This is a genomic window from Bacillus cereus group sp. MYBK108-1, from assembly GCF_051917185.1.
Taxonomy (GTDB): Bacteria; Bacillota; Bacilli; order Bacillales; family Bacillaceae_G; genus Bacillus_A; species Bacillus_A cereus.
This window is the reverse complement of record NZ_JBQAHZ010000001.1, coordinates 587,532-606,698: the sequence shown is the minus strand read 5'-3', so window position 1 is coordinate 606,698 and position 19,167 is coordinate 587,532. Positions and strand designations below refer to the sequence as shown.

Here is a 19,167-nt window from a genome sequence, read left to right as displayed (position 1 = left end):
AGATATTTAAAGGAGGGCTTAAAGAATGTCTGAACAAAACAAAGCGAAAGCATTACCAGATCGCAACGAGATTGAAGAAGCAAGTACGTGGCGATTAGAAGATATTTTCCAAACGGATGCAGAATGGGAAAAAGAATTCCAAGCTATTAAAGAGCTATTACCGAAGTTAACTGAATTTAAAGGGAAACTTGGTGACTCTGCGGACAATTTACTTGAGGCATTGCAATATGAAGATGAAATATCAATGCGATTAGGTAAGTTATATACATATGCTCATATGCGTTACGATCAAGATACAACAAACTCTGTATATCAAGCATTAAATGATCGTGCAACAAATTTATATTCACAAGTATCTAGTAGCACAGCGTATATTGTGCCTGAAATTTTATCGATTTCAGAAGATACACTGCAAACATTCTTGAAGGAAAATAGAGATTTAAGTGTATATGAACATGCATTAGAAGAAATTACACGTCAACGCCCGCACGTATTATCAGAAGCTGAGGAAGCTTTATTAGCGGAAGCATCTGAAGTAATGAGTTCATCAAGCAATACATTCGGTATGTTGAATAACGCGGATTTAAAATTCCCATCTATTAAAGGGGAAGACGGAGAAGAAATAGAAATTACACATGGCCGTTACATTCAGTTTTTAGAAAGTGATGATCCTCGTGTTCGCAAAGATGCATTTAAAGCTGTATATGAAACGTACGGAAAATTTAAAAACACATTCGCAAGTACGTTAAGCGGAGCAGTAAAACGTAATAATTTCAATGCGCGTGTTCGTAAATATGATTCTGCTCGCCAAGCTGCACTGAGCAATAATAATATTCCGGAAGCAGTATACGATCAACTCGTTGAAACAGTAAATGACAACTTACATTTATTACACCGTTACATCGATATTCGTAAGCGTGCACTAGGACTTGATGAGCTTCATATGTATGATTTATATACACCACTTGTACCAGAAGTGAAAATGAATGTGAAATACGAAGAAGCGCAAGACCTTTTATTAAAATCTTTAAACGTACTTGGTGATGAATATGTTGATATTTTGAAAGAGGCATATGAAAATCGCTGGGTAGATGTGTATGAGAATAAAGGAAAACGAAGCGGGGCATATTCATCTGGTGCATATGGAACAAATCCGTATATTTTAATGAACTGGCATGATAATGTAAATAATTTATTTACACTTGCTCATGAGTTTGGTCATTCGGTGCATAGTTACTATACAAGAAAAACACAACCGCACGTATATGGTGATTATTCCATCTTCGTAGCAGAAGTGGCATCTACTTGTAATGAAGCACTTCTAAATGATTATTTATTAAAAACGACAGAAGATAAGAAAGAGCGTCTATATTTATTAAATCATTATTTAGAAGGGTTCCGTGGTACTGTATTCCGTCAAACGATGTTTGCAGAGTTTGAACATATTATTCATAAGAAAGTACAAGAAGGACATGCTGTTACGCCAGACATGTTAACGGAAATTTACTATGATTTAAATAAGAAATATTTCGGTGACGCTTTAGTAATCGACGAAGAGATTGGTTTAGAATGGTCTCGTATCCCACACTTCTACTACAACTATTACGTATATCAATACGCAACAGGATTTAGTGCAGCGACAGCTCTATCTAAACAGATTTTAGAAGAAGGACAACCAGCAGTAGAACGTTATATTAATGAGTTCTTAAAAGCAGGAAGCTCTGATTATCCAATTGAAGTGCTGAAAAAAGCAGGAGTAGATATGGCATCTCCTGAACCAGTAAAAGAGGCGCTACAAGTATTTGAAGAGAAATTAAATGAATTAGAAGCATTATTATTTGAAGAAAAGTAATGAAAAAAGACGAGGGATTGTATCCTCGTCTTTTTGTTGAATAGATTCAATGTCGATATTTGTCGGAGAAAAAGGTGAATTTCTTTGTTTTTCTAACTGAAAGGATAGTTTTACGACTGATTTTTAAAATTAAAACCCTTTGAATCGTTTCTTATAATTGAAATAAGAGAGAGTGATAACGATGATTCCGAATAAAAGAGGTAAGGCAATAATTTTAGGAAAAGCTTGTAGTAGAGAGAGGATGTACAAGAAAAAAGAAACGATGACAGCTAGAAAGAGAAGAGCAATATAAGATTTTTTCATAAATAAACCCCCTAAATGACCTTTTTTATAGCTTATTCAAAAATGAAAACGTTTAGAATGTGACAAAAGTGTGAAATTCGACAAAAGGGGTTGTCATCTGACGTCGAATCTTGTAATATAATAAGCGTGAACGAATTCACATACAAACATATACCCCTTTGTTTGAACGTGAAAATTTCTCCCATCCCCTTTAATATTTTTATAAGCCGTAAAGAAGAAGACCTGGTGTTTACACCAGGTCTTTTTCTTTTGCTATCCATTTCCAATAACGTTCGCATTTTACTTCTATCATTTGTACTTTTCGTTTCAGTTGTAATTTTTTTAGTTCGCGTTCAATTTCTTGTTGCGGACAATCATAAATAAATGCTACTTCTTTTGAAGATATAAATTGTGTTGCTTCTAGTAACACTTCTAAAGGTGGTAATGGTTCTGGCTCAATTTCACATTTTACAAGTTCTTTCAATAATTGTACGTATACATCGTAGGAATAATTTCCAGCGATTTTAATACCTTCTTCATCTGAGTTCGCATGAAAAAAGACGAGGGAAGGTATTTCTGTAATATGCATTTCATTCGTGAATTTCAAGTCACACTGGAAAGCTTTTTTTGCACTAGCAGAATGTAGATCTTTTTTAAATTCTTCTACATCAATATTGCTATCTTTCGCACATGCAAGTAATAGTTCGCAGTCAGGGTTTGATACATTTTCAAGGAAAATGTATTCTTGGAGTTTTCGCAAAAACTTCGAACCTGCTTTTCGGCCTTGCAACTCCGCTGCCTTAATTGCCATCGAAACTAAATATGGTGTTGATGATGCTTCTTGCATATGTACCTTTCCATCACATGAAAAACCTTGTAAACTGGTTGTCTTTTCCCACACAAATCGAATATTAGCAGGTTTATTCCATTTGTGTGAGGAAGCGTTCGTTCCATCCACTTTTCCTGTTACGATATGACGAATAGAGAAGTATTTCCCGTATTCAAGCCATAGTTTAATAATAAAAGGCTCAATTTCCCAGCAATCTTTACAAAGTGGATCAATAAATAAATATGCTTCTACAGACTTATGCTCGCATGCGGAAGGAGATGGGATATTTATATGCTTTGCTTCCTGCTTATCCATTACACTTCACCTGTTTCGTTTGGAGTATTAACCATATGCTGAGCGGTTAATGCTAAACGTTCAAAAACAAACTCTCTTATATGACCATGAACTCCAGTATCATCCATTGCTTGCTCCATACATGATAGCCAAGCCTCTGCTCGTTTTGGAGTAATCTCAAACGGAAGATGGCGTGCCCTTAACATAGGATGACCATGTTCTTCAGTGTACAAATTAGGACCACCTAAATATTGTGTTAAAAATTGCTTCTGCTTCCTAGCGGTTTCTGTTAAATCTTCCGGGAAGATGGGAGATAAGTCAGGGTGTTTACTGACATAGGAATAAAATGTATCTACTAATATTGCAATGCATTGTTCACCGCCAATTCCTTCAAATGGTGTCATCGGTTGCTTGCTCATCCTTTATAAACTCCTTTTTCCATGAAATGTATATCTATTGTAGCAATGGAATGTTCGAGAGGGCAAATAAACAGCTTTCTCAAAGATTCTTTGCTTATTCTACGGGTGTAAACTTTTTTAGTGAGATGTATCCACTAGTGAAACATATTCACTAGTGGAATTTTCACTTTAGCGTGCTTTTTTTTGTTTGGCAAGGAAAAAGCGTTTTACTTTGTTATTTGTATGGCGAACAGGTATGTTATGTTGCGTTAATAAATGAATAAATGCAGCTTTTCCTGTTTCTTCATCTTGTACTTCAAATTCAATTTCATAATCATCGTGATTGTAATAGAAACTATGATCAAAGACAAGTGTTCCGCCTTTAAATAATGTTTCTGCTCTTTCTGTTGTTAAACTACCCATATATGTTAAAGCAGAAACAGGAATTTGTAATTTGTGTAATTGATCTACTACTGCTCCTTGAATGATTGTGTTTGTTTCCATCATCATTTTTGCTTCGTCTTCTGTTACGACTTGATGCGTTTCTAATAAACCGATTTCTGCAGGTTGTTTCAACGTTAACGTATAAGTTGCTCCTTTATGACGAATACGAAGTGCAGAGCCAGCTTCTTTTAACGAGAAGTCAGGTGTTTCAAAGTAGTGATTCACTTGTTTTGTAAATGCTTCAATAGAAAAAGATTTACATAATGTATCGAATTCTTCTTTTGTAACGATATTTTTGAATTCAATTTCAATTTCTTGTGTCATTGTATAATCTCCTTTTGAAAAATAATTCTTTACACATTATCGCTTTTTCATAAATTTGGTTCAATGTTTTATTTGTTTGCGTCCATGTTATGATACAATAATACTGTTAAGTAAGACAGGAAGTTGAGATGGAGGAGTTAGAGCATGCAAAATAAAATCCAAGTTAAGAGCGTAGAAAAGAGAGAGAATGCTCTTATTTTTTGTGCGGAAAATAGTGAAATAGAGGTAAAGGAGTTAAGTGCGCGTAATCACGTACTTGTAGACTCAGACAATTTATCATTTTTATATATCTTAGAAAATGAATCATCTTTCATTTATGTAAGTATTCCGCACACATGCTGGGAAGCAATGCATGAAGCGATGAATAACGATGTGGTTATGTTCGTTCGCGTGAATGACATTGAAATGGAATTAGAAGGATTAAAAGAAGAAGTAGAATATTTAGTTGAAAATATTGAAGGTAATGCAAATTACGGAGAAGAATTAGTAACTGCTGTAGAAAAAGTATTTCTATAAGCAAATGGATTGATTTTGGTGGTGGTTGAAATGAATCGAAATTGGGAAGAATTTTTAGCACCTTACCACCAAGCGGTGGCAGAGCTAAAAGTGAAACTAAAAGGAATGCGTACTCAATTTGCAATGTTAACAGAGCATTCTCCAATTGAGTTTGTAACAGGAAGGGTAAAGTCGGTTGCAAGTATTATTGATAAAGCGGAGAAGAGAAATGTACCGCTAGACCGATTGAGAGAAGATATGCAGGATATTGCTGGGCTTAGAATGATGTGTCAATTTGTTGATGAGATTAAGCCTGTTGTAGAATATCTTCGAAAACGAAATGACTTTGAAATCGTGGAAGAACGTGATTATGTCACGCAAAAGAAAGATAGCGGTTATCGTTCTTATCATGTTGTCATTAGTTATCCTGTTCAAACGATTCAAGGTGAACAAAAAGTATTGGTAGAAATCCAAATACGCACGCTAGCAATGAACTTTTGGGCAACAATTGAGCATTCTTTAAATTATAAATATAGTGGACGTTTTCCTGAAGATATTAAAATACGATTGCAACGTGCAGCTGAAGCGGCGTTTTTATTAGATGAAGAAATGTCTTCTATTCGTCTTGAAATTCAAGAAGCGCAAAAGGCTTTTTCAAGAAAGCAAGAAACGAAAGATTCCGAATCATAAACTAAAGGGTGTTGGGCGATGAAATTTACAATTATGTCAAAGGGAGATCAATCATCAGATACACTGGCAAGCACGATGAAAGAGTACTTGCTAGATTTTGGATTTATAATGGATGAAAAGGAACCCGATATTGTAATTTCTGTTGGGGGAGATGGAACGCTTTTATATGCGTTTCATCGTTATTATAATCGATTGGATGAAACAGCATTTGTTGGTGTACATACAGGACATCTAGGTTTCTATGCAGATTGGTTACCAACAGAAGTAGAGAAATTAGTAATTGCGATTGCGAAAACACCATTCCAAGTGGTGGAATATCCGCTTTTAGAAGTTATTATTCGCTATGTGAATGGAAGTAAAGAGTCACAGTATTTAGCGATGAATGAGGCGACTGTAAAAAGTGCAGAAGGTACATTAGTAACAGAAGTAGAAATACGCGGAGAATATTTTGAAACATTCCGCGGAGATGGCCTTTGTATCTCTACTCCTTCAGGAAGTACCGCGTATAATAAAGCGCTTGGCGGAGCAATTATTCACCCATCTATTGAAGCGATTCAAATTGCAGAAATGGCGTCCATTAACAATCGTGTATTTCGTACTGTAGGATCGCCACTCGTATTGCCGAAGCATCATACATGTGTGTTAAAGCCAGCTGCAGGAATGAACTTACAAATTACAGTGGATCATTTAACGATGGTTCATCAAGATGTGAAATCAATCCAGTATCGCGTCGCAAACGAGAAAGTGCGATTTGTTCGTTTCCGCCCATTCCCGTTCTGGAAACGAGTTCGTGACTCGTTTGTTGCAGATAAATAGAAAGGGTTATATATTTGAACAGATTTACATTGAAATGGGATATAGGGCCGGCTGAAGAGGGAGCTTTAGTTAGGGAATTTTTGAAAACGAAAGGTATTTCTAAAGCCGCTTTAACGGATATAAAGTTTCATGGCGGAGCAATTGAAGTAAATGGTCAACATGCGAGTGTTCGTCATCAGTTGCGTGCTGGTGAAGAATTACGTGTCTTTTTTCCAGTGGAGGAAAGAAGTGAAGGGATGATGGCAGAAGATATTCCTTTATGCATTATATATGAAGATGACGCGGTTCTTATCATTAATAAAGAGGCGAATATGTCAACGATTCCGTCTAGAGAACATCCGGCAGGAAGTGTTGCCAATGCGCTGTTATCTCATTATGATAAGCAGCATCTTGCAAGTACAGTGCACATCGTAACACGTTTAGATCGTGATACTTCGGGGCTTATGCTTATTGCAAAAAATCGTTTCGTGCATCATCTTTTATCGAAGCAGCATCAACAAAAAGCTGTGAAACGAACGTATGAAGCAATTGTTCACGGAAAGATTGTAGAACGAGAAGGAATGATTGATGCACCAATTGGTCGAAAATCTGATAGCATTATTGAGCGAATGGTTTGTGAGGATGGACAAAGGGCAGTTACTCATTTTAAAGTAATTGATAGTACATATCATAAGACACATGTAGCGCTTGAGCTTGAGACAGGAAGAACGCATCAAATTCGTGTGCATATGGCTCATATAGGACATCCATTACTTGGTGATAGCTTATATGGAGGGAGAAGGGATGAAATGAAACGGCAAGCACTTCATAGTAAATCTTTGACTTTTTATCATCCTATTTTAGAGAAAGAGATGTCTTTCACTATAAAGCTTCCAAGCGATATGCAAGAAGTGTTGCGGTATACTTAAAAAGGGAACAAAATTCTTATATTATAAAGAATTTTGTTCCCTTTTTTCTTAGCGGAATAATATTAAAATTTGGTTTTCACCCGTACGCTTTATAACGAAAAATCCACTTTCGGCTTTTGTAGCAATGCCATTGTCATTTGGAAGACAAAATCCATGTGCTTCGCAAGTTCCGTCATCACGTACTAACATTTGTCCAATTAATCCGACAGGAAGCCACTCGGCGCGATCTTTTCTTGCTACATATTTGCGAGTTGGATCCCATTCTGTATTTAAAAGAGGTTGTATTTCTTCGGTTTCCGTCCATACATATTGGCGTTTTCCAAAGTTATCTGTTTTATAACGTTTTTCCCAACTTAAAGCCCCGCTATTTCCTATAAGGGCAGGGGTTGCACTAGATATTCCTAAAATGAACGAGTCGTGTGAAGTAGCTATCCGAATTTTTTCTTCGCTACTAAATGTAACGAAATAACCGACATCAATAGGTTTATGATCTTCGGTTTCAAACATTTGTGCAAAATCCGTTCCACTTGCATTGTAAGACGCACCCTCAATGTACATTTCTCCATTATGGGCAAGCCATTTAGCCCCGATATTATGGTCGGTGTCGCTTACACCATTTGCAATAAACCAAGAATAAGCTTCTTCTGCAGTGCCGAAGCGCCCCATAATATGGCTACCTGCAAAATGAGCTGTTGATGTATGATGACCTTCCGCATGAGAAGAGGATCCGTTAGCGATAGTTGCGGTTCCTTCTGCGTGTGCAGCTTCGCCTAAAGCAATCGTCTGTTTACCCTCTGCATGAGAATAAGCTCCGCCTGCTGTCGTTTCACTTCCCTCACTATGCGAACTATGTCCAGTTGCTTTTGAGTTTGATCCCTCTGCATGAGAGAAAGAACCTTTTGCGTGTGTTAATAAGCCTTCCGCATGTGCTGCCATGCCCTCCGCATGAGAGTGAAGCCCTTCCGCATATGCATATCGGCCGCCCCTTTTAACTTTTGTATTTTCAGGTGTAGGTGTCTCAATTATGAGTGGTTTTTCAGTTTGTATATCATTCGATGAAGCCAATGCCTCTTTTATTTTTTTTACTTTGTTTATAATAGCAGCTGGAATTTCTGGTTCCACTTTTTTATTTATTGCTACAGAAATATTTTCTTCCGTCTTTTCTTCTGTTTGATTAGAATGTATTACCTGTTCATCTTGATTTGAGAGCTGTTTATTTTTTTGTTGCATCTTTATTTTTCTGCGATCGATTATGCGGCTCATCACAGCATTTTCTAAAGAGACATATGTTGGTTTTACTTTGCTTTTTTTTGATGACTCTTGTTCTTCCAGTTCTTCTATCGCTGCAGCCCGAATACTACACCAGTTGTTAATTCCGTACATGGGCAGATATAAAGGGGGAAATTTTCTTTTTTGTTTAGAAGATTTTTTCTTCATTCTGTCACCTCCTGCGACATTATATGTAGGGTAATTAAAAAAAGATGCACTTTATTGCATCTTTTTTTAATTACTTTACCTAGTTTTATATGAAATCTGGTTAAATAATACGATAATCTTTCGCTAAGTAAGGTAGTTATGAAATTGGACGGAATTTCTCAGCGACAAAAGGTAAAGAAGAAGGGACAGAGATAGTCTCCATTTCAGGATAACGTAATCCGGTTAATTTGCCACCAAATACAGCGCCAGTATCAATATTGACTGTCTGATTGACGAATCGAGGTTCTGCCACTGGTGTATGTCCATATACAATCCAAGCTTGTCCCTTGTATTCTTGTGCCCAATCGCGACGGACAGGTGAGCCATCGGCATGCTTTTCTCCTGTAATATCGCCATATAATACAAAGGTTTGTACTTTTTTATCTCGTCTTCCTATGTAATCTTGCCGAATTCCAGCGTGACATACGATTACTCTTTTTTCATCTAGTATGTGGTAGAGCGGTGATTGTTCATAAAGAGTGATAAACTTTTCTTTTATAATGTTTTGCTTATGAGAAGGAAGTGCCTCATATTCAGCAACAGTTGTTTCAAGTCCGTGAGCGACTGTTACATTACGCCCAAGGAAAAATCGATATAGTTTATTACAGTGATTTCCAGGAGCGTAATAAGCTTCTTTTTTATGTATGACAAGTTCCCATACAATTTCGATCATACGTAATGAATGAGGACCACGGTCTGTAATATCGCCAACGAATGCAAGTTTACGTTGGTCAGGGTGAACCGGTAGACCGCTACTCCAGTTATATCCTAGCTTCTCTGTTAAATTTTGAAACTCTTGGAAGCATCCATGAATATCTCCTATAATGTCATATTTCATATTTAAACCTCCATCGTATTTTTCATTAGTATATCTAAAAAAGGATAGAGATAAAAATATAGCGTTTTTGTGTTGTTCATTTAAACATAAAGATTTTCGTTCTTGAGCGAACATTTAAAATGAATCCAATCGCAATCATGTATGTAAGCAGTGAACTTCCTCCGTAACTCATAAGAGGTAATGTTATCCCTGTAATGGGGAGTAATCCGATTGTCATCCCGATATTTTGGAATACTTGGAAAGTAAACATTCCGATTGTACCAGCGCAAATGTAACTACCGAAAGGGTCATTACTTTCTAAAGCAATATGAATCATTCGAAAAATGAGTAAGAAAAAAAGAGAAATAATGACACTTGCGCCTAGAAATCCAAATTGTTCAGCGACATTAGTGAAAATAAAATCTGTATGTGGTTCTGGAAAATATACTTGTCCATTTTCCCACCCTTTTCCTTGCATTTCTCCGGATCCAGTCGCTAAGAATGCTTGTCTTAATTGATAGCCTTGTGCATCATATTTGTAAGGTGCTAACCATCCGTAGAAGCGATTTAATTGATATTCTTTTAAAATGTGTGCTTTAAAGAAATCTGTGTGAGTAAAAAAAATATATATTAATGTAAATCCAGCAACGAAAGTACCTGAAACTAATCCGAAAATAAAACGCCATCGGATGCCAGAAACTAGTATCATTGCTGCAAGCATCGCTGAAATGACCATTGTGTTTCCTAAATCTGGTTCTTTTGCAATAAGTAGTAGTGGTGGCAAGCTTGTCGCAAATATTTTTCCAAGTAGTAAAAAATCGTCATGTATCGTTTGGGAAAAATATTTCTCATTATGATTTGCTATAATTCGTCCAATGACGATAATTAAAAACAATTTCATAATTTCAGAAGGCTGAAAATTTCCGATGCCTGGGAGCCTGTACCAAGCGGTAGCGCCTTTAATTGTAACGGCACCTGGTACTTGAAGTTCTAGTCCAATAAGTAGTACCATTGCAAAGCTGTACAAATACCAAGCAATTTTTTGATAACGATCGAAGTCGATAATCATAATAACACCAATGGCTATAAATCCAATGAAATACCATTGGATTTGCTTTAGTACAAAATTGACGTTTTGTAAAAATGGTGGTAAAGAGGCTTGTGCACTTGCAATAGCACAACAACTAACAATCCCAATGGCAAATAAAATAAATAGTAATACGTAGTCTATTTGATATTGAGAATTTGGATCTTTCAATGTAGGTATTCCTTTCTACTGCTCTTTATAGTAATGGATTTTATCCCGCATTAATGGGCAGTAAGACCCCCACCTCAAAATTCAGGAAAAGCGAAGAAGTTAGGTGGGGGATCAACTGCCCGTAAAAGCCCGATTGGTGAGGGCTGATTAAAGTTTCACTTTATAGTATGAGAAAGAATGTATGAACTATACGAATGATTCACATATAGTCCATACACTTTTAATTTTGCAGAGTAGTTTAATTGTTTAACTCTTTAATAATTATATCCAAACAATGGGAAAGACGTACATGTGCGTCAGGAAAAATATCTAGTTGATGAAGATAGTATTTTAAGGAACTTTTACACCATTGGTAAGCGCTAAGTAGAGCTGCTCTATAATCCAAAGGATTTTGTAAAAAGCCATATTCTTTTGCTGTTATAACAAGGTGTGTGAAATCTTCACAACCTTGAAGGAGCTTATTGTGTATTTGTTGTCCAGCATGGTAGCGAAATTGACTTAAAGGCTCAGAAATGTATATTGCATTTCCTTTAGAAAGTAAAGAAATCCATGAGGCCATATCAACACTACAAGAATAATGTCGCTCTTTAAGGGTACCAAAGGGCTCAGTGAGCAATTCTTTTCGAAACAAAGTAGTCGTAGGCTCACCGATAATGTTGTGCCCGCCCTTTAACATCCAATTACCTAAAAATATCCCGTTTAATGGGGTGTCTTCACTATATAACCTTTGTGTTGGATGGGAATCACCTATTAGATTTCCATGATCATCAATACGTACTCGATAAGAAGTAACAAGAGCAAGATTTTTATTGGAATCTTGCTCAAAATAGGCCATCATTTTTTGTATTTTATGCTTATAAAACACGTCATCGTCCATTAAAAAATTTATATACTCACCATTTGATTTTTCTATGAGCATAAGGTCATTGTAAAATTGTCCTAGAGTAGGGATATTTCGAATGTATGTTATATTTTTATAATTTGGTAAGTATTGTTCGCGTATTAAAGTTGCTGTTTCATCATTTGTACTATCATCTCCGATGATGATTTCAATATTTGAATAAGTTTGTGCCAATGCACTTTCTAGAGCAATTTTGAAATAATGGGGCCGATTATAAGTGGGAATAAGGATGGAAACGAGAGGTGGATTTTTTTCATTCATCATACATAACTTCCTTTCAGAAGCTTTTTTTTGTAAGAACAATATCTTGGTAACTTGTATATTCCTGTCTGCCGCACCATAAACCGTAATGCGGCTTATTGATTATTTCTAGGCCGTACTTATTCAATAGATTGCAAATATCTGTCTCAGGATAAGCAACTGCGAAATTCGGAATATCTTTATTTACAACGTAGCAATTTTCGATTCGATGATAAAAACCTAATGTACTTTGTCCTGCATTTAAATAATAAGACGATTCAGGGTTTATAAGAAAGAATGTAATGAAACATCTCCCGTCTTTTTTTAATACACGTACAATTTCAGATACGTAATGTTCTAATTCTTTTGGGAGAAGATGCGTAAATACAGAAGTTAAAAAGATAAAATCGAATGTTCCGTCTTCATAGGGAAAACGATATTGAGAGGCATCTTCTTTTCCTTCCGGATTATAGAATTGATTGTATATGTCAACATGTTCAAAGTGAAAATTATTACGCATAGTTGAAATGTTATTTTGACACCAAGTAATTCCATCTTTAAACAAATCAAATCCATAATACGCTCCATCATCATTTAAGTAATTCATTAATGGTACAGCCATTCGGCCGACGCCGCAGCCTACATCTAATACTTTTTCATTTGATTTTAAAGCGCCAATTTGAATGAAATGCTTTAGGAACTCTTTTCCAACCTTTTTAAAGTCGCCACCTACATATTGGACGAGTTCAGGAGGGGGGAGTAAAGTCATTTCTTTGTTAAATTCGCTCATGAGTATACCCCTTTCTTATGTGAGAATATGCAGTAACTCTATTAATGAAATTTTCAATTTGTAGTGAGAGAACACAGGAAAACAATTGTTATATGTAAGGAGATTCCGAAAAAGAATACTTAATTGGATTAAAAGTAAGAGAAGAATGAGTGAAAATGGAATCTCCTATAGATTAAATCTTTTTTATTCTTTTCTCCAATAAACGCCAAATACATCAATTTTAGTAATAGGGGCTTTTAAATTCCGTTGATTTCTAAAGTCTGTCACAGCCTCAGCGCATGGTGGTAGCCCGTAGTCATCGATAATTATATAGCCACCTTTAGAAACTTTATCATATAAGTTCACGAGACCATCCATGGTGGATTCATACATATCACCATCAAGCCGTGCAATTGCTATTTTTTCAATTGGTGCTGTTGGTAAAGTATCTTTAAACCAACCTTTTAAAAATTTCACTTGATCATTTAGTAAATCATATTTTTTGAAATTCTCTTGTACTTGTTCTAAAGAGACGCGTAAGTAATCGAATGTGTGTAAATAATCACCGTAATCTTTTGGATATTGTTCTAGATTCGGTGCTGGCAAACCTTCAAATGAATCTGCGACCCACACATTACGATCCGTAATGTTGTTTGCTTGTAAAAACCCATTCATAAAAATGCATGATCCTCCGCGCCATACACCTGTTTCAATAAAATCACCTTCTATATTTTCACGAACAACGGTTTCCATCGCCTCTTGTAATTGGTTCATACGTTCTCGACCAATCATGCTATGTGCTGCTCTTGGCCAATCCATTCCATCATGACGTTCACTTTTTGAGACATTTGGTTTTACAATTTTTAAGTTATGGTTTTCGGCATATTGCTTAATGAATAAAGGGAGAGGGACTGTAACTGGTTCGAATTCTAGTTCTTTCGAAATATGTAGAGATGCGGGTAAGTATGCCTCATATTCTAACCATATTTCAAATAAAATTGTCTTCTTTAGCAATTCGAGATAAAGCTGAACAGCAGATTTACTTTCCATATTTGTGCCTCCTGCAAAATGTCATACAACAATATGATTATGTAGGTACTGAATGTTTCATGATTGAATTTGAAATTGAAAAAGCAGTAAAACTGATATCAGTTTTACTGCTAAGTAAAAAATTAAGCAACTTTTTCAATAATAATGGATGCACTCGTGCCAAGAGCTAATGATAGCCCAAGCCCTGTAACAATTACTTCAACTAATGATGGAGTTGTCGTAATTTGCGTAATTGCTTGAATAACGATAGGTGCTCCGAGTGAGATTAAACTTGATCCAGTACCTGGTACAGGTACTCCATTCACTTGGATTGTAAGACCTCCTAATAGACTTGCTGTTGCAGTATTAGCGATAACGGTAATTTTATAGAATCCAGTTTCACTAATTACGAAAGTATCAGCATCTAATTGAGAAATTGCTGTACCAAACTGAGATCCAACAGTATTAAATGGTACTGGATCATTAATTCCTAGATCTAAAGAAATCCCACCGGAGTTAAATGCGTATAGTCCTGCTGGAAGTCCTAGTCCGGATGGTCCAGTCGGTCCCGTAGGTCCAGTAGCCCCAGTAGCCCCAGTCGGCCCCGTAGGTCCAGTAGCCCCAGTGTCACCAGTTGGCCCCGTAGGTCCAGTAGCCCCAGTGTCACCAGTCGGTCCCGTAGGTCCAGTAGCCCCAGTGTCACCAGTCGGTCCCGTAGGTCCAGTAGCCCCAGTGTCACCAGTTGGCCCCGTAGGTCCAGTAGCCCCAGTGTCACCAGTCGGCCCCGTAGGTCCAGTAGCCCCAGTGTCACCAGTCGGCCCAGTCGGTCCAGTCGGTCCAGTCGGTCCAGTCGGTCCCGTAGGTCCAGTTGGCCCCGTAGGTACAGTCGGCCCAGTCGGTCCCGTAGGTCCCGTAGGTCCGGTCGGCCCAGTTGGAAGGGTAAACGGTGGTATCGGTGGTAATGTTGGTCCTACAAGATTAGGGTCAAATGCACTAGCTGATAAAGATTCATCGGGATTTAATCCATTTGAATAATTATTATTTGACATAAATTCACCTCCATAAAGCGTTCATTATATAGTAGATGCAAAACCGAAAGAAAATGACACGGACATTTGAATTATTGAAAAGAAATCTAAAACTACTTGAACAATTTAAAAAAATGGAAAGTTTAGTATATGTATAACATATGATTGATTTGGAAGAGGGTGATTATGTTGAACAAGCAAGGAATTACAATTAGTTTATGTATGATTGTTCGAGATGAGGAGGAGACAATAGCACGTTGTTTAGACACAGTTGAAAAAATTGTGGATGAAATTATAGTAGTTGATACAGGTTCCGTCGATCGAACGAAAGAAATCGTAGAGAAATACACTTCTAACATATATGATTTCCAGTGGATCGATGATTTTGCAGCAGCAAGAAATTATTCTTTTTCAAAAGCGACGCAAGAGTATATATTGTGGCTAGATGCAGATGACGTATTATTAGAAGATGCTCAAGAAGCATTGAAACTTTTAAAAAGAGAATTAGATCCTAAAATTGATGCTGTTTCGATGCCTTATCACCTTGCAATGGATTCTAACGGGAAACCTTTATATTGTACAAAAAGAAATCGACTTGTAAAGCGTGAAAAACAATTTCAATGGTTTGGAAAGGTTCATGAGTATTTAGCTATTTCTGGTGAGGTTTTTAGTAGTAATGTTGCTATTACACATAAAAAAGAAAAAAAAGTAACAGATCGTAATTTGAAAATTTTTCAAAATACTGTAGCTGCAGGTGAAGAATTAAGTCCGAGAGATTTATTTTATTACGCAAATGAATCTACGGATAACCAAAAATATGATGATGCAGTTCTTCTTTATGAAACATTTCTTAATCAAGACGAAGGATGGTATGAAGAAAAAATTTATGCATGTGGTAAGTTAGGAGATTGCTATGCGAAGCTCGGAATGTGGGAGAAGGCAATCGAATCTTGTGTGAAGTCGTTTCGGTATGACGTCCCTAGAGGAGAAAATTGTACAAGAATAGGATATATATATATGGAACAAGAAAAATATAATGAAGCGATATTTTGGTTTAAACTTGCAACAGAAGTACCGATGGCAACGGAAAGTCCTTTCCATAGTCCAGCTAGCTACACATGGCTACCCTATTTACAAATGTGTATTTGTTATAGCAGGTTAGGAGAGCAAGATAAAGCGTATTATTACAATGAATTAGCAGCTTCTTATGTTCCGAATAATGCTGCAATTGAATATAACCGTAAATATTTTCGGGGGGTTTTTGATAAACCATATAAAGAGTAATGGGTTTCGTTTTTTAGAAATGATGTATCTTTATTCTAACTCTAATAGATTGGTTATATATTAGAGTATCAGTAACGTAACCAATATAAATAAAAGATTTTATACTGCTATTTGTGGGCTAATAATCAGTAGGGGATGAACAAAATCTGCACTTTATAGAATTCATATGAGATTTATATTTCAAATTCAAATTGCATAAGGAGTGTGTGAAATGAATCGTAAAAAAAGCTCTTTATATGAAGAAAAATCCGAACATTATTATAATGCAGCAAATCCGAATTTATTGAAGCATATAAAAAAGGAATGGAAAGAAGTTCTTGATATTGGTTGCTCGAGCGGTGCATTGGGAGCAGCTATTAAAGAAAACGGCACACGTGTATCAGGAATTGAGGCATTTCCAGAGGCAGCAGAACAAGCGAAAGAAAGACTTGATCATGTTATTTTAGGGGATATAGAAAAAATAGAACTTCCTTATGAGGAGGGGCAATTTGATTGCGTCATATTTGGAGATGTATTAGAGCATTTATTTGATCCGTGGGCTGTGATTGAAAAGATTAAGCCATATATAAAGCAAAATGGTGTAATTTTAGCAAGTATACCGAATGTTGCTCATATTTCAGTATTAGCGCCTTTACTTGCGGGAAATTGGACGTATACAGAATATGGTTTATTAGATAAAACACATATTCGTTTCTTTACATTTAATGAAATGCTAAGAATGTTTTTAAAAGCAGGATATGTTATTAGTAAAGTAGATCGTGTATATGTTGATCATAAAATGTATGAACCGCTTATTGAGGAGCTATATGGAATTTGTAAAAAATATCGTCTTGGAAGTGGCTTCATGGCTGAGACAGTTGTATTTCAGTATATTATTGAAGCTGAAAAATCACAATTATGAGTGCTGCAGACAAAACAATATTATTTGTTACATGTATAAATGATCGGAAATTGTATGCAAACTGCGTGCGACATATATTGCAATTGTTAGTACCGCCAGGGTATATTGTCCAATTCATGCCGATTCGAAATGCGAAAAGTATGACGAGTGGATACAATCAAGCCATTTCGCATCCAGCGAAGTATAAAGTTTATTTACATCAAGATGTTTTTATTATAAATAGGGCTTTTTTATATGGATTACTTCAATTATTTGAGGAACATGAACACCTTGGGATGATCGGGATGGTTGGAGCGCAATATGTTCCTCCGACTGGTGTATGGAACGAAGGGCGTGGCATTGTAGGAAAAGTCATTGGTTATATGAATGATTTGTTTTATATGGCAAGTTTAGAACAACCGTATCATGAATCAAAAACATTTATTCCTGTAGAATGTATTGATGGTTTATTAATGGCGACACAATATGATGTTCCGTGGCGAGAAGACTTATTTGACGGATTTGATTTTTATGATGTATCTCAATCATTTGAATTTAGAAAAGCAGGATATACAGTCGGTGTACCTGTACAGCGCGATGCTTGGTGTATCCATTATCATTTTGATGTGAATATGACGAACTATGAAAAGTATCGGAAAATATTTGTGGAACACTATATGTCAGATGTAAATAAGGAAGAATAAAAGGGGGGACAAAAATGAAAGATCATACAATATTAGTCGTTGTTTGTGTAAATAATGAGGAGCTTTTCAAACAATGTGAGAGCCAAATAAGAAACATTTTTGTTCCCCCAGGTTATGTCGTGCAAATTTTTCCGATACGAGATGCACAAAGTATGGCAAGTGCATACAACCGAGCCCTTTCATATCCAGCGAAATACAAAGTATATATACATCAAGATACATATCTTATTAATCGAGACATGTTTTCTACACTTATATCTCTTTTTAAAGAAAATGAAAAGCTTGGTTTAATAGGAGTCGCTGGGGCTCAGTTTTTACCGAATAACGGGATATGGTGGGAAGGAAAAAATTTAGTAGGGAAAGTGATTGAGTATAGAAGACGGAATTATCAATTATTAAATTTAGATCAGGTTTTTTATGGTAATCAACCATTTTTGTCAGTTCAGGCAATTGATGGCTTATTCATGGCAACGCAGTATGATATTCCGTGGCGAGAAGATTTGTTTCAAGGGTTTCACTTTTATGATGTGTCACAGTCTTTAGAGTTTCAAAGGGCTGGTTATTTAATTGGTATCCCAAATCAAGCAAATTTATGGTGTATTCATTACAACGGGGATGAGTTTGATGCGGATACATATGAGAAGTACCGGAAAGTGTTTGTAGAACATTACAAAGATATATTATCTCCATCATAAAGGAGAGATGCAAAGTGAAAGGGATTATTTTAGCAGGTGGTACTGGATCGAGATTATATCCAATAACGAAAGTAACGAATAAACATTTACTTCCTGTTGGTCGGTATCCGATGATTTATCATGCGGTATATAAGTTAAAACAATGTGATATTACAGATATTATGATTATTACAGGTAAAGAGCATATGGGGGATGTTGTTAGCTTTTTAGGAAGTGGTCATGAATTTGGAGTATCCTTTACGTATCGTGTGCAAGATAAAGCGGGCGGGATCGCACAGGCGTTAGGGCTTTGTGAAGATTTCGTCGGGAATGATCGTATGGTAGTTATATTAGGGGATAATATTTTTTCAGATGATATTCTTCCGTATGTTGAAGAGTTTGCAAATCAAGAAGAAGGTGCGAAAGTGCTATTGCAATCTGTAGAAGATCCCGAAAGATTTGGCGTGGCACATATTCAAAACCGAAAAATAGTTGAAATTGAAGAAAAGCCGAAAGAGCCGAAGAGTTCTTATGCGGTTACGGGAATTTATTTGTATGATTCGAAAGTCTTTTCTTATATTAAAGAATTAAAACCTTCTGCGCGGGGAGAACTTGAAATTACAGATATAAATAATTGGTATTTAAAACGAGGGGTACTTACTTATAATGAAATGAGCGGTTGGTGGACTGATGCGGGAACTCATGCTTCGCTTCAAAAGGCGAATACGTTAGCGCGTGATATTAATTTTGGGAAACAGTTTAACGGAGAATAGGT

The 19,167-nt window shown here is 36.3% G+C and carries 21 protein-coding genes; 10 read left to right on the top strand and 11 right to left on the bottom strand.

Going from position 1 to position 19,167, the window contains the following annotated elements; all coding sequences use genetic code 11:
- Nucleotides 1-25: 25 nt before the first annotated feature.
- A complete protein-coding gene (gene pepF / locus ACTFSL_RS03170; protein ID WP_000003348.1) occupies nucleotides 26-1,852 on the top strand; it encodes an oligoendopeptidase F in 1,827 nt (608 codons plus the stop codon).
- 129 nt (nucleotides 1,853-1,981) lie between these two features.
- Here the strand turns inward: pepF and ACTFSL_RS03165 are convergent, their stop codons facing one another.
- The 4 genes from ACTFSL_RS03165 to ACTFSL_RS03150 form a co-directional block, all read right to left on the bottom strand.
- Nucleotides 1,982-2,155 (bottom strand): hypothetical protein, encoded by a 174-nt coding sequence (locus ACTFSL_RS03165; RefSeq protein ID WP_000750355.1) that lies wholly within the window; start codon nucleotides 2,153-2,155, stop codon nucleotides 1,982-1,984.
- Between the two features lie 229 nt (nucleotides 2,156-2,384).
- Complete coding sequence (locus ACTFSL_RS03160; protein ID WP_440041155.1) at nucleotides 2,385-3,278, bottom strand: ClpXP adapter SpxH family protein; 894 nt, start codon at nucleotides 3,276-3,278, stop codon at nucleotides 2,385-2,387.
- Entirely contained in the window at nucleotides 3,278-3,676 is a 399-nt protein-coding gene (locus ACTFSL_RS03155) for a globin domain-containing protein (protein WP_000043390.1), read from the bottom strand. The genes ACTFSL_RS03160 and ACTFSL_RS03155 overlap by 1 nt, the downstream gene beginning before the upstream one ends.
- A 168-nt stretch (nucleotides 3,677-3,844) precedes the next feature.
- On the bottom strand, nucleotides 3,845-4,423 hold the full coding sequence (locus tag ACTFSL_RS03150) for a CYTH domain-containing protein (protein ID WP_000191116.1): 579 nt from the start codon (nucleotides 4,421-4,423) through the stop codon (nucleotides 3,845-3,847).
- A gap of 144 nt (nucleotides 4,424-4,567) precedes the next feature.
- Here ACTFSL_RS03150 and ACTFSL_RS03145 point away from each other — a divergent pair, with 144 nt between their 5' ends.
- The 4 genes from ACTFSL_RS03145 to ACTFSL_RS03130 are packed head-to-tail and all read left to right on the top strand — an operon-like array spanning nucleotide 4,568 to nucleotide 7,332.
- Nucleotides 4,568-4,939, top strand: coding sequence for a hypothetical protein (locus ACTFSL_RS03145; RefSeq protein ID WP_001180003.1), 372 nt, complete (start codon nucleotides 4,568-4,570; stop codon nucleotides 4,937-4,939).
- Between the two features lie 30 nt (nucleotides 4,940-4,969).
- Entirely contained in the window at nucleotides 4,970-5,608 is a 639-nt protein-coding gene (locus ACTFSL_RS03140; protein ID WP_001081482.1) for a GTP pyrophosphokinase, read from the top strand.
- An 18-nt stretch (nucleotides 5,609-5,626) separates the two neighbouring features.
- Complete coding sequence (locus ACTFSL_RS03135) at nucleotides 5,627-6,424, top strand: NAD kinase (RefSeq protein WP_000673190.1); 798 nt, start codon at nucleotides 5,627-5,629, stop codon at nucleotides 6,422-6,424.
- 14 nt (nucleotides 6,425-6,438) lie between these two features.
- A complete protein-coding gene (locus tag ACTFSL_RS03130; RefSeq protein WP_440041153.1) occupies nucleotides 6,439-7,332 on the top strand; it encodes an RluA family pseudouridine synthase in 894 nt (297 codons plus the stop codon).
- 48 nt (nucleotides 7,333-7,380) lie between these two features.
- Here the strand turns inward: ACTFSL_RS03130 and ACTFSL_RS03125 are convergent, their stop codons facing one another.
- The 7 genes from ACTFSL_RS03125 to ACTFSL_RS03095 form a co-directional block, all read right to left on the bottom strand.
- Entirely contained in the window at nucleotides 7,381-8,769 is a 1,389-nt protein-coding gene (locus tag ACTFSL_RS03125; protein WP_000730518.1) for a peptidase G2 autoproteolytic cleavage domain-containing protein, read from the bottom strand.
- 136 nt (nucleotides 8,770-8,905) lie between these two features.
- Complete coding sequence (gene prpE / locus ACTFSL_RS03120) at nucleotides 8,906-9,646, bottom strand: bis(5'-nucleosyl)-tetraphosphatase PrpE (RefSeq protein WP_000872698.1); 741 nt, start codon at nucleotides 9,644-9,646, stop codon at nucleotides 8,906-8,908.
- Between the two features lie 76 nt (nucleotides 9,647-9,722).
- Complete coding sequence (locus ACTFSL_RS03115) at nucleotides 9,723-10,883, bottom strand: FtsW/RodA/SpoVE family cell cycle protein (protein WP_000654701.1); 1,161 nt, start codon at nucleotides 10,881-10,883, stop codon at nucleotides 9,723-9,725.
- 238 nt (nucleotides 10,884-11,121) lie between these two features.
- Nucleotides 11,122-12,048, bottom strand: coding sequence for a glycosyltransferase family 2 protein (locus tag ACTFSL_RS03110; protein ID WP_440041152.1), 927 nt, complete (start codon nucleotides 12,046-12,048; stop codon nucleotides 11,122-11,124).
- Nucleotides 12,049-12,061: 13 nt separating this feature from the next.
- A complete protein-coding gene (locus ACTFSL_RS03105; RefSeq protein ID WP_001288766.1) occupies nucleotides 12,062-12,814 on the bottom strand; it encodes a class I SAM-dependent methyltransferase in 753 nt (250 codons plus the stop codon).
- Between the two features lie 183 nt (nucleotides 12,815-12,997).
- On the bottom strand, nucleotides 12,998-13,843 hold the full coding sequence (locus ACTFSL_RS03100; RefSeq protein ID WP_000444381.1) for a TylF/MycF family methyltransferase: 846 nt from the start codon (nucleotides 13,841-13,843) through the stop codon (nucleotides 12,998-13,000).
- A 122-nt stretch (nucleotides 13,844-13,965) separates the two neighbouring features.
- On the bottom strand, nucleotides 13,966-14,871 hold the full coding sequence (locus tag ACTFSL_RS03095) for a BclA C-terminal domain-containing protein (RefSeq protein WP_440041151.1): 906 nt from the start codon (nucleotides 14,869-14,871) through the stop codon (nucleotides 13,966-13,968).
- Between the two features lie 165 nt (nucleotides 14,872-15,036).
- Here ACTFSL_RS03095 and ACTFSL_RS03090 point away from each other — a divergent pair, with 165 nt between their 5' ends.
- From ACTFSL_RS03090 to ACTFSL_RS03070, 5 genes are all read left to right on the top strand, one after another.
- Complete coding sequence (locus ACTFSL_RS03090) at nucleotides 15,037-16,134, top strand: glycosyltransferase (protein WP_000932909.1); 1,098 nt, start codon at nucleotides 15,037-15,039, stop codon at nucleotides 16,132-16,134.
- A gap of 211 nt (nucleotides 16,135-16,345) precedes the next feature.
- A complete protein-coding gene (locus tag ACTFSL_RS03085; protein ID WP_440041150.1) occupies nucleotides 16,346-17,035 on the top strand; it encodes a class I SAM-dependent methyltransferase in 690 nt (229 codons plus the stop codon).
- Complete coding sequence (locus ACTFSL_RS03080; RefSeq protein WP_001271184.1) at nucleotides 17,032-17,718, top strand: glycosyltransferase family protein; 687 nt, start codon at nucleotides 17,032-17,034, stop codon at nucleotides 17,716-17,718. Before ACTFSL_RS03085 ends, ACTFSL_RS03080 begins: the two co-directional genes overlap by 4 nt.
- Nucleotides 17,719-17,732: 14 nt before the next feature.
- A complete protein-coding gene (locus tag ACTFSL_RS03075; RefSeq protein WP_000651527.1) occupies nucleotides 17,733-18,413 on the top strand; it encodes a glycosyltransferase family protein in 681 nt (226 codons plus the stop codon).
- A 14-nt stretch (nucleotides 18,414-18,427) separates the two neighbouring features.
- Complete coding sequence (locus ACTFSL_RS03070; RefSeq protein ID WP_000676156.1) at nucleotides 18,428-19,165, top strand: sugar phosphate nucleotidyltransferase; 738 nt, start codon at nucleotides 18,428-18,430, stop codon at nucleotides 19,163-19,165.
- Nucleotides 19,166-19,167 lie beyond the last annotated feature (2 nt).